We start from the raw sequence: 20739 nt of genomic DNA on the forward strand, positions 1-20739 counted from the left end.
CGCTCCGTGCTCTGGTTGCTGCCAATCAGCTCGCTGGCAAGCGCTGCTGCGCGAGTGCCCAGGCAACATGCTCTCGCAGCAGCAGCGAGGGGTCGTCCTGCCGCGAGCACAGCGCCGCGATGATGGCCGGCGAGCGGGGTGCGTTGCCAAGGGCGACGGCGATATTGCGCAGCCAGCGCAGGTGGCCGATGCGGCGGATCGGGCTGCCGGCCAGGCGGCTGTTGAAGTCCTCCTCGCTCCAGGCGAAGAGGGTCGTCAACGGCGTCGCGTCAAGACCGTTGCGCACCGCGAAGTCGGGGTCCCCGATCTGCGCGAAGCGATTCCAGGGGCAGCACAGCTGACAGTCGTCGCAGCCGTAGATGCGCGTGCCGATCAGTGGTCGCAGGGCCGCCGGGATGGCGCCGTGCAGCTCGATCGTCAGATACGAAATGCATAGCCGGGCGTCCACTTCGTAGGGGGCGACGATGGCTGCGGTCGGGCAGGCGTCGAGGCAGCGACGGCAGTCGCCGCAATGGTCGGCGATCGGCGTATCGGCGGGCAGCGGCAGGGTGCTGTAGATCTCGCCGAGGAAATGCCAGGACCCCTCGCGGGTCAGCGACAGCGTGTGTTTGCCGCGCCAGGCGATGCCTGCCTGTCGGGCGAAGTCGGTTTCCATGACCGGTGCCGAATCGGAAAAAACGCGGCAGGCAAAGGGCTCTGCCAAGTCCAGTGTCGCCACCTCCTGGCGGAGACGATCGGCGAGTTTCTGCAGCCGCTGGCGGACGGTCTTGTGATAGTCGCGGCCGAGTGCGTAGCGCGAGATGTAGGCCAGTTCGGCATCGTCGAGCACCTGCTGTGCATCAACAGCCGCGGGCCAGTAAGCCAGCCGTACCGAAATGACCGACAGGGCGCCCGGCAGGAGCAACGGTGGCGCCGCGCGCAGCGCCGCATGTTTGGCCATATAATCCATTTCGCCGTGCCGGCCCAGCGCAAGCCAGCGCATCAGCCACGGCGCTGCGGCTGATACATCGGCCCTGGCGATGCCGATCGCGGCAAAGCCCAGTTCCTGACCCCAGTTCTTGATTTTTTTCGCTACTGCGGCGTAAGCGCCTTGGCCATCGGCCAGGCCGCTGGCGGCGCCTGTTTGGGAGTTCACTTCTTGCATAGCAGCGATGATAACCAGTCGGCAGTCCGTCTGCATCTCTCAGACGAGGCCGCGACCGCCGAGCTTGGCCACCAACTGGCGCCCCTGCTCGCTCCGGGGATGGTGGTCTGGCTCGACGGCGACCTTGGCGCCGGGAAGACTTCACTGGTGCGCGCCATGTTGCGCGCGCTCGGCCATGTCGGTCCGGTAAAAAGCCCCACCTACACATTGGTTGAAATTTATGTGATTTCGAGGATATACTGGTATCACTTTGATTTCTATCGGTTCAACTTTCCAGAAGAGTTCGTTGATGCAGGGCTTGGCGAATATTTCCGAGACGATGCCGTTTGCTTGGTTGAGTGGCCCGAAAAGGCTGCCGGGCAGGTACCTGCGGCTGACATCGTCCTTATGTTCCATATCTGCGGGAACGGTCGGATGCTGGACGTCGTTGCGAGTACCGAGGAGGGACAAAAATGTTTGAACGCGCTGAAGAGAGGTTGGCAGGACGCCGGAGACTGATCAAGTTTGCCGGTGCTTCGCTGTTTCTAACAGTCAGTCAGGTATCGCAAGCGTCTGCCAGGAGAAGTCCAGCTGTTCTTGCCGTTCGCGTCTGGCCGGCAGCAGAGTACACGCGCGTGACGATCGAACTCAGCGCACCTTTGAAATACACCCAATTCACGGTCAAAGATCCTGACCGCCTGGTCGTCGACCTGGAAGGCATCGAGCTGACCAGCGTGCTCGACAGCCTTTCCAGCAAGGTGCTTCCCGACGATCCGAATATCAAGCTGCTGCGCGCCGGGCGCTACAAGCCGGGCGTCGTTCGTCTGGTGATGGAGCTCAAGACCGAGGTCGCACCGCAGGTTTTTGAACTGGCACCGGTGGGTAGTTACGGGCATCGTCTGGTTCTCGACGTTTATCCGTCGACGCAGCCGGATCCACTGCTCTCGCTGCTCGACAGCAAGGACTGGAAAGTCGCACCCGGTGAGAGCCGGCCTGAGATCATCGCCGAAAGCCGGCCCGAACCAGGCGCCGATGCCAGGATCGACGCCAAGCCCGAGCAACTCGCCGAGCACCGGCCAGTGAGCAAACAGCGGGGCCGGTCGGTCATCGATCGCCTGGTGACGATCACCCTCGATCCGGGGCACGGAGGCGAGGATCCTGGTGCGATCGGGGGCGGTGGCAGCTACGAAAAGCACGTCACGCTGGCGGTGGCAAAGCGTTTGCGTGCGAAAATTGCGGCCGACCCGAACATGCGTGTAGTCCTGACTCGCGACTCGGACTTCTTCGTGCCCCTGCGCGCACGCGTAGATAAAGCGCGTCGAATCCAGTCCGACCTCTTCGTTTCGATCCATGCCGACGCCTTTGTCAGGCCGGACGCCAATGGGTCGTCAGTGTTCGTTCTTTCCGAGAGCGGGGCCACGAGTTCGGCAGCGCGTTATCTGGCCCAGAAAGAGAACGCCTCCGACCTGATTGGTGGCGTCAATATCGCCGTCAACGACCCGGTCCTGGCTCGTACGCTGCTCGATCTCTCGCAGACGGCAACGATCAGCGATAGCCTGAAGCTCGGCAAAGCGGTCCTCGGCGAGATTGGCGGTATCAACCGGCTGCACAAGGCGCATGTCGAACAGGCCGGTTTTGCCGTTCTCAAGGCGCCCGACATTCCGTCGATCCTGATCGAAACCGCCTTCATCTCCAATCCTGAGGAGGAGAAGCGCCTGAACGACGACGCCTATCAGGACAAACTGGCCTCGGCCATCTTTGCGGGGATAAAAAAAGTACCTGGCCCTGAATCCGCCGCTGGCCAAGTCGACCCTGGCCAGGCTCGATTAGCTTTCTCGCTTGCGCTCGCGGCGTGTACGCCGACGAGCAAGCGACAGCTTTTTGGGCCGCAAATAGAGGTTCCAAATATCCGCTGGCGCTGCTAGAATGCCGACCCTGCACGTGCTTCAAGAATCACCGTGCCGCTGTAGCTCAGTCGGTAGAGCAGCGCATTCGTAATGCGAAGGTCGGCAGTTCGATTCCGCCCAGCGGCACCAGTAGAAACAAACACTTAGCCCGGCTCACAAGGTCGGGCTTTTTGTTGTCTGCGCACCTGGTAGGCAGATGGTAGGCAAGTTTTTTCAGCCCGCATCCGTCGCACCAAAGAAAAACCCGGCGCGCGGCCGGGTCGGCGCATTGCCTGGCGCCGGGCCGCTACTCCCTGCCGCTTTCCATCTGAGCATTGACGACGGTGTCGACAAGGGCCTTGGCCATTTCAACGAGGTGAACGATTGCCCACCGGGCGCCATCGTCTAGCGCGTCCGAGTTGCTGCCCAGGCTGGCGGCTGACGACAGAAACATCGAAGACCCTTCGAGCGCGCATTCGGTCGTAATGTCCTCGCTGACGACGAAGAACTGCGCAGCGTTGCCGGCAGTGGCGAAGTATGGCTTCGGCTCGAATTCGGCTTGTGCGTGGGCGTCGGCTCTCATTGAAGCCCCCCTGCAAGCCAAACAGTTCTCGTATCTCGGTGACCAGTTCGCTGCACGCCCATAGGTAGTTGTCTCGGGCCGACGCGTCGAGCACGCGCCCGAACGTCTCGCCGCCGACACCCCACGTCATCTGCAGCATGGCGTCAAGGCGCGCCAGCTTCTTCTCGATCAGTTCTTGAACGTCGTCAGCCGTCGCGCCAGGGGCAAAGTCGTAGACGGACGAGTCGATAGCCGGGCGATTGGTCGGTATCTGCTCACTCATGGCACGCCTCCGCAGCATCAAGGAACGAAGCCAGGGCTGCAGGTAGTTTGCTTGCGTTGCCGTGTAGCGCGTCCTGAACGTCGTACAGGTCATCGACCACGCGCCAGAGCGCGATGGCAATGTCGTGCGATAGGTGCGCCTCATTGACGACAAGACGCGCCTTGTTGATGGCGTCGAGCAGAACCAACCCGACAGCGGCGAGGGCAGTGATGCCGTCAGGTGTGAAGCGGTTGAGGCGTTGCAGCGTGCTGGATTGGCGCGCATCGGCGCAGGGGATATTGGGCATGGTGGGACTCCAACTAAGCGGTTGTGAAACCGCCTTCCCGCTTCCAAACGGGAGGGCGATCGTGCAGGTTGGAAGACCGGTAGTTGGCACCGGCGAGCCCGAAGACTCCCCACACGACCGCCCAAAACTTGGACGCCATGCACCAGACGAAAAAATACCGCTCAGGGCGGCTCGTCCGCCAACTTTTCCCGGGCTTCCAAACCCGCATCGCTGATGTGCAGCGACAGCGCCAGTATCAGCCACCCGCTAGCAGTGCGTCAAGGGCTCTTGCGCGCTGGATTGCCATTATCGCCAAGGGCCGCCACAAGTCAGCACGATGGCGGACCCTCCCAAAATTATCGTTGTGGAAAATCTCATGCACTCCATGCCAGCTCTGTTATGAAGAGTGTAGTGAGGTATTCGCGAGCAAGAGCTGAACAAAAACGACAGTTCTCACAAAGGAAAATCTGCGCGATAATCGATCTGGCAGGGCTTCGCATGTGCAGGGTCGAAAAAATAGCTACACCTACCGAGGAAGCAGGTCACAAGGCGATGCGAGAACGCCTTTTTTTCTCGTTTTTTTTGAGGAACTATGATGAAAACCATATCTTTGTTTTTTGCCATCGCGATAGCCGTTGTCAGCGGCAGCGCCATCGCCCACTCAGGCGGAACTGACAGCAAAGGGTGCCATACCGACCACAAGACAGGCGGCTATCACTGCCACTGATGGTCCTCTACGCTGGCGGAGTGGCTAGGCTGCTGGCTCCGCCAGCTCTTCGTCGAGGTTGGCGAGCAACGGCTCCCACGAGGCTGCGTTTTCCAGCGAGGACTTAAGCTGATCCCGATTTTTTTTCCAAATCCCACCCTTCATCGATCAGCTTGATCAAGTGGCCAAGGGTTAAAAACACGTGCTGCTTCGGCGTTAAGCTGACGAAAGGCTCGCAATTCATGAAAGGTCATCCAGAAATAAAGAAAGGCGACTGGATACGTGTCGACGCAACAGATTGTGTAGTGGCCATCGTGTACCAAGAAAACTCCATGTCAGGCGTGTGCAAAGCCATTTTCAACAAATCAAAACCGACGACGCATGACGTCGATTGGAACGGTGAGTCATGGTTTTTCCCGGCCCGCCCAGACTACGGCGGATACGCTAAGAACAGTGATCCACTGGTCCAGCAACTAAAGCGCGGGAAAGAAGCTTGAGAGTGCACCTCAAGATCACCCACAGGAGATTGCCATGATTGAGAAGCAACGCCGCATCATCACCATTTGCATGGTCGCGCTTGGCGCCTCGCTGCTTTGCGTCCCGTACCTGGTCAACGGGCACGCTATGGGGTATAGCTTGGTCGGCGACCCGCCGCACCCGAGGGCCACCCTCGACATGGGGCGCATCGTGCTTGAGTGGGTGGCCATCGCCTTCGTCGGCGCCGTCGCCTGGATGACCTACGGGCGGCCATGATCGCGTTTCGCAACGACGGCCAGGCAATCGCCGAGACGAGCTACTGGCATACGCCACACGCAAAGTCTGGGCTCCTTTCTTGAGTTGGAACGTTGGCGCCGTGGTAATGCAGGATTCCATTACGCAGCGTCGCTGACGTGATGTCCTCAAGAAGCACTCCTTGCCAGCGTTCTCGGGCTACTCGCTCGGCTTCTTGCCGGTCGATTTCTGCAAGGGATTGCTGCTCAAGGGCAAACCCTTCGCCGCTCGCCGCTTCTTGATCGCCTTCAACAGCATCGCGTCTGCTACCAAGTCCCGTATCTCCTGGTCCGTTGTCGAGCCAGGGCGAGTCGAAGTTTGATTCGTGAATTCTTCCTCGGGGCTCGGCTCGCCGTACATCGCCTGATAGCTCGCTTCCAGTCTCGCCAGTTCCTCCCGGCTCTCTTGGTCGGAAGTCGGCAGAAACTCGGCGCACACTTCCTGCCAAATCTCCATTCGCTCCGTCCTGAACTGCCGGGTTCCGTCTTCCGTTCCCCACTGTTCCGACTTCATCAGCCGATCCATCACCCCGTCCTCGCGAGCCTCGAACGCTTCGACCATTTGATCGTCCAGGCCTGTAGCGCGTTGCGACAGCGCCTCGGGCGGGGGCGTAGCTGCGCCCTGGCTGTTGTCCTTGATCCAGCGACTGATCGACCGGATTCTGACTTCCTTGATTGGCGGAATCATTGCTGCTCTCCGTAGGGGATTCTTCATCATAGTTCACGCGGCGGGCTGTTCGATGGTCCAAGCCACTTCGGCCCCGTTTTGATGCGGCTCTCCAGAACCTTCCCTGAGCCTTCTCGATCGCGGCCTTCTCGCGTGGAAAGTTCTACCGTTCGCCCGTTTTCCGCGACTTCCCGCTCGACACTCCGATTACCGCCCCGCCGAGGGAGTCGAGCAGTTCCCGCAGCGGATTTGCTTGCTGATCGTTGTCCTTCTCGTACAGGCCAAGGTGCTTCATCGCCTTTTCCAGCGCGTCGAGCTTGTTCCAGAAGCGATACTTGACGACGCCATCCTTGTCGACCTCGAACGAAGCCACCGCGCGACGAAGCTCCGGCGGCAGTTCGTGCAGCAGCTTGAGCTGCCCGTCCTCGTTCATAATCCCGCCAATGTCGGCCAGGGCCAGTGCTTTGACCTCCCGAAGAATGTCCGCGGCCTTCAGCGTAGCGATCTCGGCCGCAGTTGCCTGCATCGCACGCAACCTTGTGGCTACCTTGGGGTTCGCAGCCAGCCTGCTTGCCTCTTCGTGAATCTGCTTCGCTGTCATGCGGGCAGTTTTGTACGAGGCCCGATAGGCGTCGGAAAGCGTCTCGCCGCTTACGACTTCCTGTGCGAAATTCTCTTGCTGCGGAGTTAGTTCATACTGATTCGTCATGCTCATCTTGTTGCCTCTTGCCTTTCGCGCAGTTGCTGCGCCTGTTTGTCAAATCGTTGGAAGTTGGTTCATTGCGCCCCGGCATTCATCGCACCACGGCGGCAGAAAATCACGCCAGTGGCCCGCGGCGGGCGACTTGCCGTAGGCATTGTGCGATGCACTGTAAGCAAGTTGCGAGCCACGAGCACTCTATACCCGTCATATGCCAGACAGCACAAAGAGGGGCACACTTCATGCTTGCTGTTGCCGGCGGCATTGTGCGCTGCAGTTTTTGCCGTTCTCATCATGGCACGTCGACCGACTTCCCGGCGCCTGTTTTTGCGTCGGAGCGTAGCGTATCCGGTGCATCGCGGCGCAGTGTCGAGCCCTCGCCGATAACTGGCAGCGCCCGCAGCACGTACCGGCAATTTCCAGCGTCTCGCGGCCCAGCGTCCGCGCTGAGCTGGTCAAGCCAGTCACCGACCGTCGACGGAATCTTTACCGTCACGACCAAGCCTCTCCGCTTCAGCCGATGTGCGGCCGTGTACGCCGCCGCCTGGCCGACGAAGTTGCTATCGTGGTCGCCGAAGACGATCAGCTCACGCACGCCAGCGGGAGGCTCGAAGCTCTGGATGCCTGCCGCGCTGATACAGGACCAGACCGGAACGCCGAAGAGCTGCGCCGCTGCCAGCGCCGTTTCTATTCCCTCGGCTATACCCAGGCATTCCGCCACCGGGAAAAGGCGCACAGCGGCCCCGGAAACAGGCTTGCCGGCCATCAGCTTCTTTGGCGAACTGACCGGCGCCTTGTGCCCGCGCTGCAGGTATGTCCGATGCAGGGTGACGCCCGTGCCGTCAGCAGCAACGACGCGTGCGAGCATTGCCGGGAACCTGCCCGCGAGCGCGCGAGTTTCGTAGTAGGGCAGCGCGGGGTGCAGGCGCAGGCAATCGGGCACCGTCTTGATCTCTAAGTCTCTCCCAGCCAAGTAGGTCATGGCCTCGTCGCCGTGCGTCAGCTTGCTGCCTTCCGCCCAGGCCTGACACAACTTGCGGACCTTCGCCGCTTCATCCTGCTCCGGCTGTCGCACGAACGGCTGCACGACGCCTGCAGCGCGCTCGATCTCCAGAGCAGCGGCCGGGAAATCCTGGCCCGTCACCAGCATCGCCAGCTTGACGCCATCGCCGGCACCGCACTGCGAGCAGAACCACGTGCCGCGGCCTTCCTTGTCGTCAAAGCGGAACCGGTCTTTTCCCCCGCACATCGGACACGGTCCATGCTTCCCCGACAGCGCACGGTCACTCAAGCCCATGCCGGCGAGGATGCCCGGCCACTTGCCGGCGGCCGCCTCCCGCACGCTATGCCGCTGCATTGCCCGCCTCCTTGCGCTTCGCGAAGGCGATCGCGTTCGCGCGGACCTTGTTGATGACCTCCTGCGTCGGCGTTGCCGCGACCTCCGCCAATCCCTTCGGCCAAACATCAAAGAAGGTCCGGTACTGGTTCGCCGCCCAGCCTTGACGATAGCCCCGCCTTTGCTGAAGAAACAGGAGCTGCGAATAGACGAGCTGCTTGACGTCCTTGGTCGCCGGCTTCTTGCGCACCTGCTTGACCAGCTTGCCGGCGATGGTTTGGACTTCGTTCTGCCGCTCGGGAGCGAATCCGCAAGCCGGGCACTTGTGGATTTTCGCTGGCTTCATGAGGCTGCATTTCGCGCATTTCGTCGGCAGTGACTCCCGGCGCTCGGTGCTCTTGCTGCCGGATGTTCTGGGCTTCCCGTCGTCAAGCGCCAGCGGTAGGTCGTCACACGGGTGCCCAAGACGCGCGGTGCTGCCGCTGTGGTCGAGCAGCAATGCACGCTCCTTGCCGGGCGCTGGCCTGAGCACTCTGCCCACCATCTGGATGTAGCGAATCAGGGAGCGCGTCGGGCGCGCCAGAATCATCACCTCGGCGGTCGGGCAGTCTCCAGCCTTCCGACAACAAGGCGCAGTTGCTGAGCACCGTTGTGGCGCCGTTGGCGAAGCGCTCCAGAATTGCCGCGCGCTCGTCGTCGTCCATGCGGTAGTCGATGTGCTCAGCGGCGACGCCGGCCGCTTGGAAAGTCTCGACGATGTGCTTGCTGTGGGGGATGTCGGTGGCGAAGACGACCGTTTGCTTGTCCTTGGCCAGCCTGAACCAGTGGTCTCGGATGTCGCCGATCAGGCTCGGCTTATCGACTGCTTTGGCCAGATCGCTTTGGCAGAAATCCGTCTCGCCGTCGATGCCTTTCGAGCTGCGCACCCCTTTCAGGTCGGGGTCGCTCGGCGCGTAGATATCACAATCGACCAAGTGACCGTCAGCAATCAAATCGGGCACCGTTGCACCGATAACCAAGTCCTCGAACAGCGCGCCGCCGAGCTTGTCGTAGTGCTTCCCCATACCTGCAGCGAACGGCGTTGCCGTCAAGCCGATTACCGGCACCAGGTTTCTGGAAAACATGATCTGCTTGAGCTTCGCGCTTCCGGCGACGGAATGGCACTCGTCAATGATGATCAGGCTGATGTCGTCTGGCAGGCCGCGTAGGTGCACCGTGTCGATGGACGCCACCAGAACACGGGCGTCCAGATTGCGCGTGTTGTCAGCCTGCAGGATGCCGTGGGCGATGCCCAGGCCGTGGAGGACTCCCGACGTCTGCAGAACAAGCTGCTTTCGATTGGCGACGAACACGACTTTGCGGCCCTTGGCCAGCGCCCTGCAGATGATGGCGGCGGCGGTGCGCGTCTTGCCCCCGCCTGTGGGCAGATAGGCAACCACGCGGCGATTTCCCCCAGCCAAGGAAAGGCGGGTGTTGTCGACGAGATTGGATTGGTAGGGGCGCAAGTCAATAGACATGGCAATCCTCCCATCCAGGCAAGGAATCGCCGGCCGTATGATCCCCGTCTGAGTCAGTAGCACCGGGCGCAGAAACAGGCTCTTGCTTGGCTAGGGGCCTTTGGGTTGCGCCCTTAAAGTCTTGGTAAGCGTCGACGGATGCGTCAAGGACATCGTGACGGACACCGTTACGCTGTCCGTCACGGAGAGCTTTACGGTCATCCTTCGGCCATCTGGCCTTTGTCGCGGCGGCGGTGCGCTCTCGGTTCTTCTTCATCGCCGAGTACATGACCTCCATGTCTGCGTCGATCTGCGGATTAATCCACTGACCGCCAGAGACGACAAACAGGGGCTCGATTGCCGGCCGACTCTTGCGCCACTCGGCAATCGACAGACCAGTGATACGGGCGAGTAGATTGTCATCGTCCCCGGGGGGTCCGGCCACCCAATAGGCACGTTCCAGGAGCATGTAGGCGCCGAATTCGAGAGTCGACAACCTGGCTGTCTTGCGCGAGTTTTCGTCCAGCCAGACTTTGCTCCATTGCAACGGCTGCGTCGATTTAGCGGCCATCAAAATAGCCCCCTTTGACGCGCCGGTTCCGGCGCTGCAAGAAAGCCTGGAGCCGGCCATTCAGGGGTGCCGAGCGAGTACGTCGCCGCATTCCGCCTGATGCTGCCGCGAAACTCGATCGCTGAATGAATCTGCGTCAGGATGTTGTAACCCTTGCCCCGAAGGTCGTGGACTCGGGCGGCCGCCTCGGGAATTGCGTAGTCGGCCGTCATGGTGAAACTCAGGACTGGGCCCAGCTCGCGAATGATTCTGAGAACCTGCGCGCATTGCCCGGTCACAAGCGGCGGCGAAGTATCAGAAGAGGGGTGATTAGGGTTATGATCGCGCTTGCGTGGGGCGCTCTCGGATGCGGTTTGGTTCGGGAGCGTTTTTTTTCATTTACTCGACCTCGCCGGCCAGCAGCGCCTGCAGGTCAGATACCCGCCACGCCAAACGCCCATTGATACGCACCGGGCGAATCGGTCCGTTTTCGAGGCATGCCCATTTCCTGAGCGTCTGCGGCGCACGGTTGATTGCTCGCGCTGCGTCGGCCGTCGGCAGAACTTGAGGAAGCCCGGCACGCGCCATGAGTTGATTGATAGTGTTCATTTGGCCTACACCTTCTTGTTTGTTGATGGTGTAGCCACTTCATAGATGGGAAAATTTCCCAGCAAGAAAAACAAAATAGCCAGCAACCTATTGGTTTTGCTGGCTATTCATGCTCGCTGCGGAGCGGGAAATTTCGCCTCGTCGAGATTTCCCACATTTCCCACGCGCTATATCACGGTCCGTTCTCCGTCCACCAGTCGCTCTGTATGGCATTTCTCTTGATGTAGCCTAAAGCTAGGGGCTTTTTGTGAGCGCCGAAGATTTTTTTTTTCGCGCGCTACCTCAGTTAGGTGCTTGCAAACGTCATCTTGCGTGGGGTACAGGTCTTGCTCCTTGTGGCGGGCGATATATTCGATGGCAAGGGCTCGTACACGCGCTATCCAGTCCACAGTCGCTGTAGAAGAAGTACCCTCTTCGCTCTCGTGCTGGACTTCTGCAGGTGCCGATACGGATTCAAAACCTTCGACGAACACGTCGCGCTCTGCACTGGTGCAGTCTAAATGGAGGTCCCGCTCTCCCGCCCGTTCGGCCAGCCCTTCGTCGAGACGTTCCATCGCGCGGTCGTCAAAAACGCCCTTCCATTGGCGCCGATAGACCGGCTCAAACTCGTCACGCCATACGAACACGCCAGCGGGCAGTTTCAGCGGGGATTGCTGGCGCCAGTCCTGGCGGGTCGTGCGGCCGCTGTTCTCCTTGGCCTTGAGATTCGTCGAGAGGTCTTGCAGACTGTCGGAAATGGCGTCCCACGCAGTCGGTGGGTATGGCGCAAAGCCATCAGGTGGTTGAATGCTATAGACAGATACCTCTAGCAGCCTCTTAAGGACATCCTCGTGTCCCAAGAATTTGCATAGCGTGTCCGGAGTAATCGTCCTTCGTGTCACGTGCGGAATAGCCCGCACCGGAATGGCTTCCCGGCCGGCAATGATGACTACTACGTTCATAATGGCGCTCCTTCGCTGCGCTCCTTCAAATGGGGTGCCGCGCCAGCAGAATGAAGGGGTTTCTGTGTTCACCCTCGGGGATCAGCCTCGGGATAGGCGCGGCAAAACTCAGTCAGGCTGGGTGTTCCTCCCGGCGGGCAACTGCCAGGCGCAGACCAGCGGCGGAGAGGACCGCCAGCAGCGTTTCAAGCGTCGGGTTCCCCTTGGGAGACAGCGCGCGGTAAAGGCTTTCACGGCGCAGGCCGGCGCGTTCCGCAACTTCCTCCATGCCTTGCGCTTGGGCGACATGGCGCAAGGCGCGCAACAGGGCTTGCCGCCCGCCGGGTTCGTCGGCTTCTTCCAGCGCGGTGGCCAGGTACTCGTCGGCAAAGGCCGGGTCTTCGCGGAGCAGTTCCACCATTGCGTCATCGTGGGGGCGGGCGGCTTTCATTGTGCGTTTCTCCTTTGCCAGTCTTGCCAGTAGCGGACGGCGGTTGCAATGTCGGCTTGCTGCCGGCGCTTGTCACCACCGACCAGCAGCAACAGCACTCGGCGGCCGGCCCGGGCGTAATACACCCGGTAGCCGGGGCCGTGGTCTATCTTCAGTTCCCATACCCCCTCACTCAGCGGCTTGTGGTCGCCGAAGTTGCCGGCGGCCATGCGTTGCACCCGAACGGCCACCCGTGCGCGTGCCTGCCGGTCTGCCAAACCTGCCAGCCACTCCTTGAACGGGTCGCGGTCGTCTTCCGCCTGATAGTCGAGAATGTCGAACATGGGTTAGTAACGTAAAGGTTACAGAAGTTCTGTAGTGGGAGCAATGGACTTGCGCGGCGCGGAGTCGTAGCCGGCGGTTACTTCCGGCCGCCCTTCACCAAGCGCGGAGCGGTTTGCTCGTCCGTCGATTGTTCGATACCCGCTTCGTTCAGAATCCAAGTCTCAATCTTCGTGTGCCACATCCGCAGCAAGTCGAGCGGCCGAACCCGGTAATGCTTCTCGGCGGTCGCGCTCGGCTTGTGTCCCATGATTTGCGCCGATACCCCGGCGGGGCACTCTACCCATTCCGCAAGCGTGCCGAACGAGCGGCGCAGGCCGTGGATAGTGACGTTCGGCAAGCCGGCGGCGGTCAGTGCTTTGTTGTGTTGAATGCGCGGCTCCTGAAGCCTTCCCGACGCGGCGGCGGGGCTACTGAATACCCACTCATTGCGGCGGGGCAGGGCGGCCAGCAACGCGGCAACGTAGGGAGTCAGCGGAATGGTGCGGGTGCCGTCCACCTTGTCCTTGATGGTCATCGCCTTCCACTGGAAGTCGACATCGTTCCAGGCCAAGCCGGCCACCTCTTCCCGGCGCGCGCCAGCTAGCAGCGTCGTTTGCAGATAGGCAGCAATGACGGGGTTTTGTATCTGGCGAACGGCTGCGAACCACGCCGGCAACTGTTCGCGCTGCAGGCAGTCGTCCTTGGCGGATTTCTTCGGCAGTTCGTCGCGAGACAGGCGGGTAAGACAGGCGTCAGTGCGTGCTTGGTCGCGGTACTCGGGTCGATCGGCGCACCAGTTGAGGAAGGCGCGCAGGCGAACGAAGGCGTTGTTGGCTTGCGTCGGCCTGTGTGCGGCTTCTCCCTTCAACCATGCGCGTACGGCGTCAGCGTCGATCTTCGCCAGAGGAAGGCTTAACAGGGGAAGCAGGATTCCCGGTAGCGTCGTGTCGCCTTCGCCGGGTTTGCGGCCTCGGGTCTTGGGTCGTCCGCCAGCGTCCGAAAGGCGCTGATGGTCGAGCAGGCTACGGGCACTCCACCGCGTGGCGCGGGCGTCAAGGTAGGCTTGCCACGCTTCCATTGCCAATGCCTGTACGCGTTTCGCTTGTTCCCGCTTGGCCTCAGATGCTGCGACGCGTTCGGCCTTCTCTTGGCGCGGGTCTATGCCTTGGTCAATCAGCGTTTGTAGTCGGCGGGCTTCGTCACGGGCGGCTTGAATCGCCCACGTCTTCGGGTCGCCGATGGTCAGCCGGATGCTTGCGCCAGATTTGAGGCGGCTTTCGAGTACGTACCGTCTCGAACCACCCATTGAAGCCTTTAGCCCAAGCCCCTTTGTGTCGGTGTCCCAGAGGAACGCGGCATTTGAGCCGGCCGGACAGTTGAAGCCCGAGATTTTCCCGGCTGTGAATTTAACTCTCTCGCTCATGGTTCGCCCTCCGATGGTGCCTACCAGAGACGCACAGTAGGCAGACAGTAGGCAAATTATAGCAATGCGCATCAACAGAAAGCAACGTCTAGTTCTGCTAAATGATTGAAAAACAGTAGTTTTAACTGTCTTTTGGAATCCCAATCAACATGAATAAATGCCATTGTTTGCGCATTCGTAATGCGAAGGTCGGCAGTTCGATTCCGCCCAGCGGCACCAGTAAATCAGACATTTAGCCCGACTTGCAAGGTCGGGCTTTTTGTTGGGCTATCACCGGGCCAGCACTCGCCGGTTTTTCTTGGATTTGCAGCATGTCTTGCACTTCCGATCGGCAAATCCCGCCGGTCGCCGGCTGAGCCTTCGCCCAATCCTGGGCGCTGGCCGCCAATGCCTCGGTAATGGCAACCAAGCACCGCCACCGCAAAGCGCCGCACGTCGATTTCCACGCCCGCCGCCGCTGCCTGCTCGGCCTGCTTCAGCAGAGCAGCATTAACGGCGTCGTCATGTGCGCGCCTCGTCGCGGTCGGTGTTGGTTTCTTGGCGCCGGACGATCTGGGTGAGATTGGCCTCGGCCAGAAAGCGAAGCGGGGCACCCGGCTTGTCGTCGAGATACGCCGAGTCGGTTGCGAAGCGTTTGCGTGCGTCGTCAATGAATGCGACATCTGTTCCCGGACTCAGGATGGCGTAGCGAAGTTCCTCGGCGTTGAGTCCGCGCAAGATGTCTTTGAACGCCAGGGTATGAATGAATGCGCAGCGGGCAACGTACGATCCGTACTTCGGAAGGCCCCTGAACGGCCGTGCAGCGAGTTGTTCAGCCAGCGACGGCGTGGTTTCGACGGCAGCGATTTCGGCCTTGATGGCCGGCACGTAGATGTCCTGCTTGAGGCGGGTGACGAGTTGGAGACGGTTCGGCTCGAACCCGAGGTCGATGTGATGGGTGTGAATTGCGTAGGCGTCGGCGGAACGTGTCTGCCAAACGCGTGCAACCGTCCGGGCAAGCAGTGAGTGAAAGTCAGGCCTGCTTGTCGGCAAGCGCCGGGGCTGTGGCGAAGCTGACACCGTGTCGCAGCAGGGCCGCTTTGCCGCGAACGGTGAGGTCGCTGATGAAGCGAAACTGCTGGCGCGCATCGATCGGATAAGCCTTCAAGCGGTAGTGGGTGCCCCAGGGTTTCTCGTGCACGACGACCATGATCGGGTCGTCGAAATAGGGATAGGGGCTGGTCAGCGCGACGTCCTGAAGTACCGCTTTGGCCGCCGCCGCGTCGTGCGCGGGATGGAGATAGAAATCGGCAGCACACTGGAGCTGCGGGCGACCGCAGTTGGCATTGAAAATCGGATCGCTCCAGAGGCGCAGGTGGGGGATGCTGACCAGGGTATCGTCGGCGGTGACGATCTGCACCGTACGCATGCCGATATGCGTCACCTCGCCGTAGATTCCGTTGACTTCGATCCAGTCGCCGTTGCGATAGGGCATTTCGCCAACGGCGACGATGCCGGCGATCAGGCTGCTGGCGTAGTCCTTCATCGCGAAACCGAGCGCCAGTCCGATGGTGCCGAACAGGGCCACCATGTTCTGCAGCGAAGGCTTGACGATCAGCGGCACGATCCACAGGAAAGCGACCACCAGGATGCCGAGCCGTAGCAGCGGCACGATGGCCAGCAAGTAGAGACGGTGCTTTCCATGCATTTGCTCGGCAAGCCATGGCAGCAGTCTCTGCACGCTGACGATCAGCGTCGTCGTGAGAACAACGATCAGCAGTAATTCCAGCAGCGTACCGGTACCGAGGTCTTTGAAGAGTTGTTGCAGTGGTGGCACTTCCATGTTCGAGACCTCAGAAGTTATCCCGCAGAAAACCGCGCCGCCGCAAGAATTCGCGCACCACGGCGTAGGCCGATGCGCTGATCTGCCAGCGACCATCGGCCAGGGCGATGACGCCCTGGGTCTGCAACTGCAGCACGCTGGACGCGATGCGGTGCTCGGGTTGTGGCAGCAACTCGGGCAGTAGTGTTGCCGGCAAGCCGTTGTGCAACAGCAGCGCGTGCAGGATGAAAGCCAGGCCTTCGCCTTTTTCGGCCGGCAGGACGGGTTCTTGGCGGACAGCGGACACCCAGACAATTTCGGCGCCCCGATCCGCGCCAGCTTGGGTCTCGCCGGCCTGTTCCGTGCCGTCCTCGCCCTGATCCGGCGTTGCCCTTAGTGACGCCCGCCAGGAGTTCCAGGCACAGCCGATATTGCCGCGGCTGTAAACGGCAAGCTGATTGACTTCCGGGCTGAGCGCAGTGTTGTTTTCGCCGAGTTCCAGGTGTACTTCGTTGCCCGTCCTGGCGTTACAGAAGCGCAGGCGATCACGCACCGGGCACGGCATCAACTCGGCGAGAAAGTGCGACAGGCGCTGCCCATCGAAAGCCTGCAGGGTCAGCGCGCCCGGCTGCGGGAGCGGCCAGACTTCCTGCAAATATGCCCAGGCCCAACTGTCACAAGCAATCACGCCGCGTCCCAGAGCACCACTCGCCGCCCGTTCAAGGAGGCGCCGAACGAGTCCCAGGCCGTTGGCGTGACGCAGATAGCAATGTTCCAGATTCGCCAGTACCCACAGGCGATCGGTCGCTGGCCAGGCTTCCAGCCAGCGACCGTCGTCGCCGAGAATCTGCTCGCTGCTGGGCGCCTCGATCCGGAGCGCGTCGTGGCTGGCGGCCCAATGCGCAAGGATTTCCGGGTGGCCGCAATGCGGCTGCCCGATGACGAACTTGACCGCCGTGTCCGCATTGCTGGCCTGCAGCCAATCGGCCAGTGCCGCGTCCAGCGCTGCCGCCGCGCCGCGCCAGTCGATCGGCCGTGCCAGATCGTGCAAGCGCGACTGCGACAAGAGGCGCAATTCGTCCTCGGACTTGACCGGCGCCTGTTCGTCCCGTTGGTCGACTTCGTCGCGCCGGAAAAGCTGTCTCAGTGATGTCCATTTTTCCAGCGCCGCGCTCGCGCGGGCAGGGCTGGGAACACGATAGTCGGCGAGCTTGACAAACTCCCACAGCATCGGCGGCGATTCGCGATCCGGCTCGTGCAAGGGTGGGTTTTGTTCCATGCTCATGCAGCGATGGTACGCGAATGGACTCGCCACCGCGAGACCCCTTTGGCACGACGGGGGCAGGTCTTAACATTTGCCCAAGGTACGGGGAAAGACCTGAGCCGGGAAAGTGCGAGTCCGGGTCGGCAATTGATGCTGCCCTTTGAACTGCTCGCGTCGGATGAGGGGAAACTCTCACGTCCGGCTCCTTGCGGGCTGGGCGCGGGCCAGTTCGCCTGGCGACCATGTGAGCCGAAAATACCCGCTGTGATGCAGGGCCAATGGCTCCACTTGGGGGGTAGAATTCTCCTGTCGAATTGCACTTTCTGCTCTGAGCGGGGGCATCTGCCTGACCGCTCCTGCGAAGAAGCGCAGTTGCGACGCCAATCAAACGCGTGAAGGGGGCGATTATGCAGAGTTTCTTTGTCTATACGCAGCGCCGGCGGCCTGGGTTGCACGTTTGGCGGGTCGGGACCTCCACCAGGTTTTTCTTGTATCCGGTCGTCGCACCTGCAGGGCCGGGATGGGTAGAGTTCCAGTGCGATCTCGAAACATCGATCGGCAATCCCGTTCGATTCATGCTGTTCTCCTTCGACGATCGCGGCTCGCCTGAAGATTTCGAGAGCGACGTGTTTCAGCGGGTACTTCCACAGTTGCACTCGGGAGGCTTTCACCCCGCCGTTTGGTTCGTGTCCGAAGCGTCGCGGGTGGTCACGAAAGATCCCCGGGGTAAGACTGAGTCCAGCCTGCGGGTGCACTTGATATCCCAGTCCAGGTATCGACCTGGCGAAATGTACCTTTGGGATTCAGTCCAGGGTGTCAGCCGACGCATCTCCCAATCGGGACTCGATTCCTTGGGACCGTACTTTGATTTGAACTTGGCGCCTCACGAAAGCTCCTTTTTCAACTTCAAGTTCATCCGCGCAAATGATGGACAGTTCGTTGACTTCGAGCCGGATGCTGCCAACCGGTGGTGGGTCGCGGACGACGGCACCGAGATCTGGACGCATAGCGGTACCCCGGCAATCGCACAGCTGGTGCCAAAGAGCTGCACGCTGACACTGCATTGTCGTCAGGAGTTCAACGCTCCTGCGAAGCTGCACCTGTGGGCCGAGAACGGCGATTACGTCACCGAGGTCGATGGCGTCGATGCGAATGGCTGGACCACGTTTACCAGCCAGATTTTCACGCAACTGCCGTACAGCTGCCAGATTCACAACCCCGGTATCGCTGACGAGTGGGAACACGACGAAGCCAGGCGTGAGCACATCACCATCACAGACGACAAAGAATACTGGACGCTCGAAGGGGACAAGACCTTGTTTTCGTCCGCTCCCAAAGCCAATGTGCAACTCGACCTTTCGATTGCGAACTCGGACTTGAGCACATTGCAGGGTTCGCCGCTGGCTCATGTGTGGGTCAATCGGGCGCGCGGGCCGCTCGCCGTCAATGTCCCCGTCACTGCCAGCGGCGATGTCTCGCTACAGGTCTATCCTGAAGTGACCACGTCGTTCAAGTTCCATGATACTCAAGGTAACTGGGAGCGTTTTCGGCATGCGATCCAAGTACATGGCGTTGGTTCACCGGTACACCGATATGTCGTACTCGACCGTCCACCGCTGCTTTCCGCCAAGCCGCCGACCGATCTTGTAAGGGATCCGCCATTTCGGATCCGCCGTCCCGGCGCCTACGCCGAAGGGGACGAAATGCGCTTTGTAGTGCACACGCCTCACGCAGCCGATGTCAGCCTGATTGGCGAGTGGACCGACTGGACGACCAACCCTGTTCAAATGCGGATCACTCGCGACGGCACGTACTGGTGGGGCAGCGTTAAGATTGCGGATCTGCTTTCCGGCCTGGCCTGCGGACAAAGCGATTACCACGGCGTCAAGTACCAGTTCCTGTTTAACCAGGGCGATCGCAGGCAAGACCCGGCGGCGAATTGGGTGGAAACTTCCCGCATCGATGCGGCGTCACGGCTGGTGAATCACGCACGTTTCGATTGGGGAAGCCAGTCTTGGGAGCGACCCAATCTCGATCATTACGTCATTTATCAGCTGCACCCGAGCCGCTTCACCAATCGCTTTCAACAGGAAGCACCGTTGCGTCGCGTTGCTCAGGAAATCGCAGACAACGCCGCCTATTTCAAGGAACTGGGTGTGACGGCGATTCAGCTGCTGCCCGTCAACGAAGTGAGTAGCTCGAATTCCTGGGGTTACGATCCAGCCTATTTTTATGCCGTGGAGAACGGTTATTGCGGAGCCAATGGTCCCGACGATCTTAAACACTTAGTCCGTACAGCGCACGAACATGGCTTGGCGGTGGTGCTCGACGTCGTGTTCAACCATGCCGGCGGCGACAACATTTTGTGGGCCGTGGCGCGAGACAGCTTCTTTGACGGTGACACGCAGTGGGGCGCGCTGGTCAACTTCGACCATCCGCAGTGTCTTCATTTCTTTGCTCAAAACCTGGTATATCTAGCCAACGAGTTTCGCGTCGATGCCTTCCGGCTGGATCATACCGCGACGATTGTGCACTCTGCCGCTTGGGATGGCTGGAGCGGGTCGGTGCGGAAGTTGGGTTCCGGCGGCGGTTGGGAATTTCTGCACGGACTCCGGCATGCCGTGCGCACGCAAGTCGGCGGCAACTGTATCCTGATGGCCGAGCATTTGCCAAACGAGTGGAGCATGACGAACTACGGCGGGCCGATGGACTCACAGTGGGGCGATGATTTTCATGATCGCTTGATTGACGCTTGTCGCCGGCAGTTCGGCATGTCCCGTCTAGCAGACGCAATGAGGCTTACCCATACTCAGTGTGACCGCTGGTATAAGATCGTCAATTATCCAGAGAGCCATGACGAGGTTGGCAATGTGCCCGATCGAGTGGCGCGCGTGGCGGGTTATGGACAAGGCTGGCGGATGTCGAAAGTCGCGGCGGCAGCGACGCTCCTTTCGCGTGGCATACCGCTGTATTTCATGGGAGCGGAATCGGGTGAAGACAAGCAGTTCAGCTTCGGTAGCGATGAAAAGCTGGATATCGAGGAATACCTTGCCAACGCCGACCGCGGCCGCATCCGCGCTTGGTGGCGAGAGCTTGGCTGCCTGCGTAAAGATCAGTGCATTCAAGGGCCATCCCGCATCGACGTCTGCTTTACGGAAGAACAGCTGTTGGCCTTTACGCGCGGAGATAATGGGGACTACTTTGTCTTGCTTAACTTCGGCGCTTGGTCAGGCCACAGGAAACTCGCTGAACTCAATCTGCCTTGGGGACAGTATCGTGAACTTTGGAATTCGACTTGGCCAGCATTCGCGATTCATGAAGAACACGAGGGCGAGCACAGCAACGGCGGTCGCGACGCTCGCCTGCATGGTGGACACGCCCTGAATATTCCGGCTTACGGTGCAGTGATCTTGCAGAAGACCTGAAGTGATGTGGGCAAGGTCGACCAAAGGTTGAGTTTCCGACGAAGGATAGCTAACGGTCATGACAATCGAGACACCACAGATCATGAAAGTCATGACCGTTTTCCCCTCCTTCCCCGACCCTTCTCCCGCGAGGGGAAAAGGGAGATTCGTGAGTCGCTTGCGCGACTTTCACATTAACGGTCATGACACGTGGAGACAC

The 20739-nt window shown here is 60.5% G+C and carries 24 protein-coding genes, 1 tRNA gene and 1 pseudogene; 7 read left to right on the forward strand and 19 right to left on the reverse strand.

Annotation, left to right across the window (positions count from 1 at the left end; translation table 11 throughout):
- Positions 1-25: 25 nt before the first annotated feature.
- Entirely contained in the window at positions 26-1144 is a 1119-nt protein-coding gene (gene queG / locus E4Q23_RS17165; RefSeq protein ID WP_169067770.1) for a tRNA epoxyqueuosine(34) reductase QueG, read from the reverse strand.
- On the opposite strand from queG, the gene tsaE reads away from it, so the two are divergent.
- The 3 genes and pseudogenes from tsaE to E4Q23_RS17180 all read left to right on the forward strand — a co-directional run bounded on the left by tsaE (position 1139) and on the right by E4Q23_RS17180 (position 3159).
- The gene (gene tsaE, locus E4Q23_RS17170) at positions 1139-1642 is read left to right on the forward strand and encodes a tRNA (adenosine(37)-N6)-threonylcarbamoyltransferase complex ATPase subunit type 1 TsaE (protein ID WP_169067771.1); all 504 of its coding nucleotides are present in this window, start codon (positions 1139-1141) and stop codon (positions 1640-1642) included. The two genes, queG and tsaE, sit on opposite strands and share 6 nt — an antisense overlap.
- Positions 1597-2953: pseudogene (locus E4Q23_RS17175) on the forward strand (N-acetylmuramoyl-L-alanine amidase). Before tsaE ends, E4Q23_RS17175 begins: the two are co-directional and overlap by 46 nt.
- Positions 2954-3083: 130 nt before the next feature.
- A tRNA-Thr gene (locus E4Q23_RS17180) sits at positions 3084-3159 on the forward strand.
- A 157-nt stretch (positions 3160-3316) separates the two neighbouring features.
- Here E4Q23_RS17180 and E4Q23_RS17185 read toward each other — a convergent pair.
- The 3 genes from E4Q23_RS17185 to E4Q23_RS17195 all read right to left on the reverse strand — a co-directional run bounded on the left by E4Q23_RS17185 (position 3317) and on the right by E4Q23_RS17195 (position 4773).
- The gene (locus tag E4Q23_RS17185) at positions 3317-3592 is read right to left on the reverse strand and encodes a DUF3077 domain-containing protein (protein WP_169067773.1); all 276 of its coding nucleotides are present in this window, start codon (positions 3590-3592) and stop codon (positions 3317-3319) included.
- Positions 3593-3846: 254 nt separating this feature from the next.
- Positions 3847-4140, reverse strand: a complete 294-nt coding sequence (locus tag E4Q23_RS17190) for a hypothetical protein (RefSeq protein WP_169067774.1) — start codon at positions 4138-4140, stop codon at positions 3847-3849.
- A gap of 432 nt (positions 4141-4572) precedes the next feature.
- Entirely contained in the window at positions 4573-4773 is a 201-nt protein-coding gene (locus E4Q23_RS17195; protein ID WP_169067742.1) for a hypothetical protein, read from the reverse strand.
- On the opposite strand from E4Q23_RS17195, the gene E4Q23_RS17200 reads away from it, so the two are divergent.
- From E4Q23_RS17200 to E4Q23_RS17210, 3 genes are all read left to right on the forward strand, one after another.
- Entirely contained in the window at positions 4715-4846 is a 132-nt protein-coding gene (locus E4Q23_RS17200; protein ID WP_169067775.1) for a YHYH domain-containing protein, read from the forward strand. The two genes, E4Q23_RS17195 and E4Q23_RS17200, sit on opposite strands and share 59 nt — an antisense overlap.
- Before the next feature lie 221 nt (positions 4847-5067).
- A complete protein-coding gene (locus E4Q23_RS17205) occupies positions 5068-5322 on the forward strand; it encodes a hypothetical protein (protein ID WP_169067776.1) in 255 nt (84 codons plus the stop codon).
- Positions 5323-5356: 34 nt separating this feature from the next.
- A complete protein-coding gene (locus tag E4Q23_RS17210; RefSeq protein WP_169067777.1) occupies positions 5357-5578 on the forward strand; it encodes a hypothetical protein in 222 nt (73 codons plus the stop codon).
- A gap of 177 nt (positions 5579-5755) precedes the next feature.
- Here E4Q23_RS17210 and E4Q23_RS17215 read toward each other — a convergent pair whose 3' ends face one another.
- The 15 genes from E4Q23_RS17215 to E4Q23_RS17280 all read right to left on the reverse strand — a co-directional run bounded on the left by E4Q23_RS17215 (position 5756) and on the right by E4Q23_RS17280 (position 17136).
- Positions 5756-6283: a hypothetical protein gene (locus tag E4Q23_RS17215; protein WP_169067778.1), complete on the reverse strand. Its 528-nt coding sequence runs from the start codon at positions 6281-6283 to the stop codon at positions 5756-5758.
- 142 nt (positions 6284-6425) lie between these two features.
- On the reverse strand, positions 6426-6977 hold the full coding sequence (locus tag E4Q23_RS17220) for a terminase small subunit (protein WP_169067779.1): 552 nt from the start codon (positions 6975-6977) through the stop codon (positions 6426-6428).
- A 277-nt stretch (positions 6978-7254) separates the two neighbouring features.
- Complete coding sequence (locus E4Q23_RS17225) at positions 7255-8319, reverse strand: DUF7146 domain-containing protein (protein WP_169067780.1); 1065 nt, start codon at positions 8317-8319, stop codon at positions 7255-7257.
- A complete protein-coding gene (locus E4Q23_RS24120; RefSeq protein WP_248595532.1) occupies positions 8306-8644 on the reverse strand; it encodes a hypothetical protein in 339 nt (112 codons plus the stop codon). The genes E4Q23_RS17225 and E4Q23_RS24120 overlap by 14 nt, the downstream gene beginning before the upstream one ends.
- Before the next feature lie 103 nt (positions 8645-8747).
- Positions 8748-9815, reverse strand: coding sequence for a DEAD/DEAH box helicase (locus E4Q23_RS17230; protein WP_248595533.1), 1068 nt, complete (start codon positions 9813-9815; stop codon positions 8748-8750).
- Positions 9805-10365, reverse strand: coding sequence for a DUF1376 domain-containing protein (locus E4Q23_RS17235; protein ID WP_169067781.1), 561 nt, complete (start codon positions 10363-10365; stop codon positions 9805-9807). The genes E4Q23_RS17230 and E4Q23_RS17235 overlap by 11 nt, the downstream gene beginning before the upstream one ends.
- Entirely contained in the window at positions 10365-10643 is a 279-nt protein-coding gene (locus E4Q23_RS17240) for a helix-turn-helix domain-containing protein (protein ID WP_169067782.1), read from the reverse strand. Before E4Q23_RS17240 ends, E4Q23_RS17235 begins: the two co-directional genes overlap by 1 nt.
- Before the next feature lie 100 nt (positions 10644-10743).
- A complete protein-coding gene (locus E4Q23_RS17245) occupies positions 10744-10953 on the reverse strand; it encodes a DNA-binding protein (protein ID WP_169067783.1) in 210 nt (69 codons plus the stop codon).
- A 167-nt stretch (positions 10954-11120) separates the two neighbouring features.
- Positions 11121-11894 carry a hypothetical protein gene (locus E4Q23_RS17250; RefSeq protein ID WP_169067784.1) on the reverse strand — a complete coding sequence of 258 codons (774 nt, stop codon included), beginning with the start codon at positions 11892-11894 and terminating at the stop codon, positions 11121-11123.
- A 112-nt stretch (positions 11895-12006) separates the two neighbouring features.
- On the reverse strand, positions 12007-12324 hold the full coding sequence (locus E4Q23_RS17255) for an addiction module antidote protein (protein ID WP_169067785.1): 318 nt from the start codon (positions 12322-12324) through the stop codon (positions 12007-12009).
- The gene (locus E4Q23_RS17260; protein WP_169067786.1) at positions 12321-12647 is read right to left on the reverse strand and encodes a type II toxin-antitoxin system RelE/ParE family toxin; all 327 of its coding nucleotides are present in this window, start codon (positions 12645-12647) and stop codon (positions 12321-12323) included. Before E4Q23_RS17260 ends, E4Q23_RS17255 begins: the two co-directional genes overlap by 4 nt.
- Positions 12648-12724: 77 nt before the next feature.
- Positions 12725-14050, reverse strand: a complete 1326-nt coding sequence (locus E4Q23_RS17265; protein ID WP_169067787.1) for a tyrosine-type recombinase/integrase — start codon at positions 14048-14050, stop codon at positions 12725-12727.
- A 501-nt stretch (positions 14051-14551) separates the two neighbouring features.
- Positions 14552-15082, reverse strand: a complete 531-nt coding sequence (locus E4Q23_RS17270; RefSeq protein WP_211203812.1) for a hypothetical protein — start codon at positions 15080-15082, stop codon at positions 14552-14554.
- Positions 15063-15872 carry a mechanosensitive ion channel family protein gene (locus E4Q23_RS17275; RefSeq protein ID WP_169067788.1) on the reverse strand — a complete coding sequence of 270 codons (810 nt, stop codon included), beginning with the start codon at positions 15870-15872 and terminating at the stop codon, positions 15063-15065. The genes E4Q23_RS17270 and E4Q23_RS17275 overlap by 20 nt, the downstream gene beginning before the upstream one ends.
- A 10-nt stretch (positions 15873-15882) precedes the next feature.
- Complete coding sequence (locus tag E4Q23_RS17280) at positions 15883-17136, reverse strand: hypothetical protein (RefSeq protein WP_169067789.1); 1254 nt, start codon at positions 17134-17136, stop codon at positions 15883-15885.
- Positions 17137-17603: 467 nt separating this feature from the next.
- Between E4Q23_RS17280 and E4Q23_RS17285 the strand changes: the two genes are divergently transcribed.
- The gene (locus E4Q23_RS17285; RefSeq protein ID WP_169067790.1) at positions 17604-20540 is read left to right on the forward strand and encodes an alpha-amylase family glycosyl hydrolase; all 2937 of its coding nucleotides are present in this window, start codon (positions 17604-17606) and stop codon (positions 20538-20540) included.
- Positions 20541-20739: the final 199 nt, after the last annotated feature.

The organism is Candidatus Accumulibacter phosphatis (assembly GCF_012939955.1).
Lineage (GTDB): Bacteria > Pseudomonadota > Gammaproteobacteria > Burkholderiales > Rhodocyclaceae > Accumulibacter > Accumulibacter delftensis.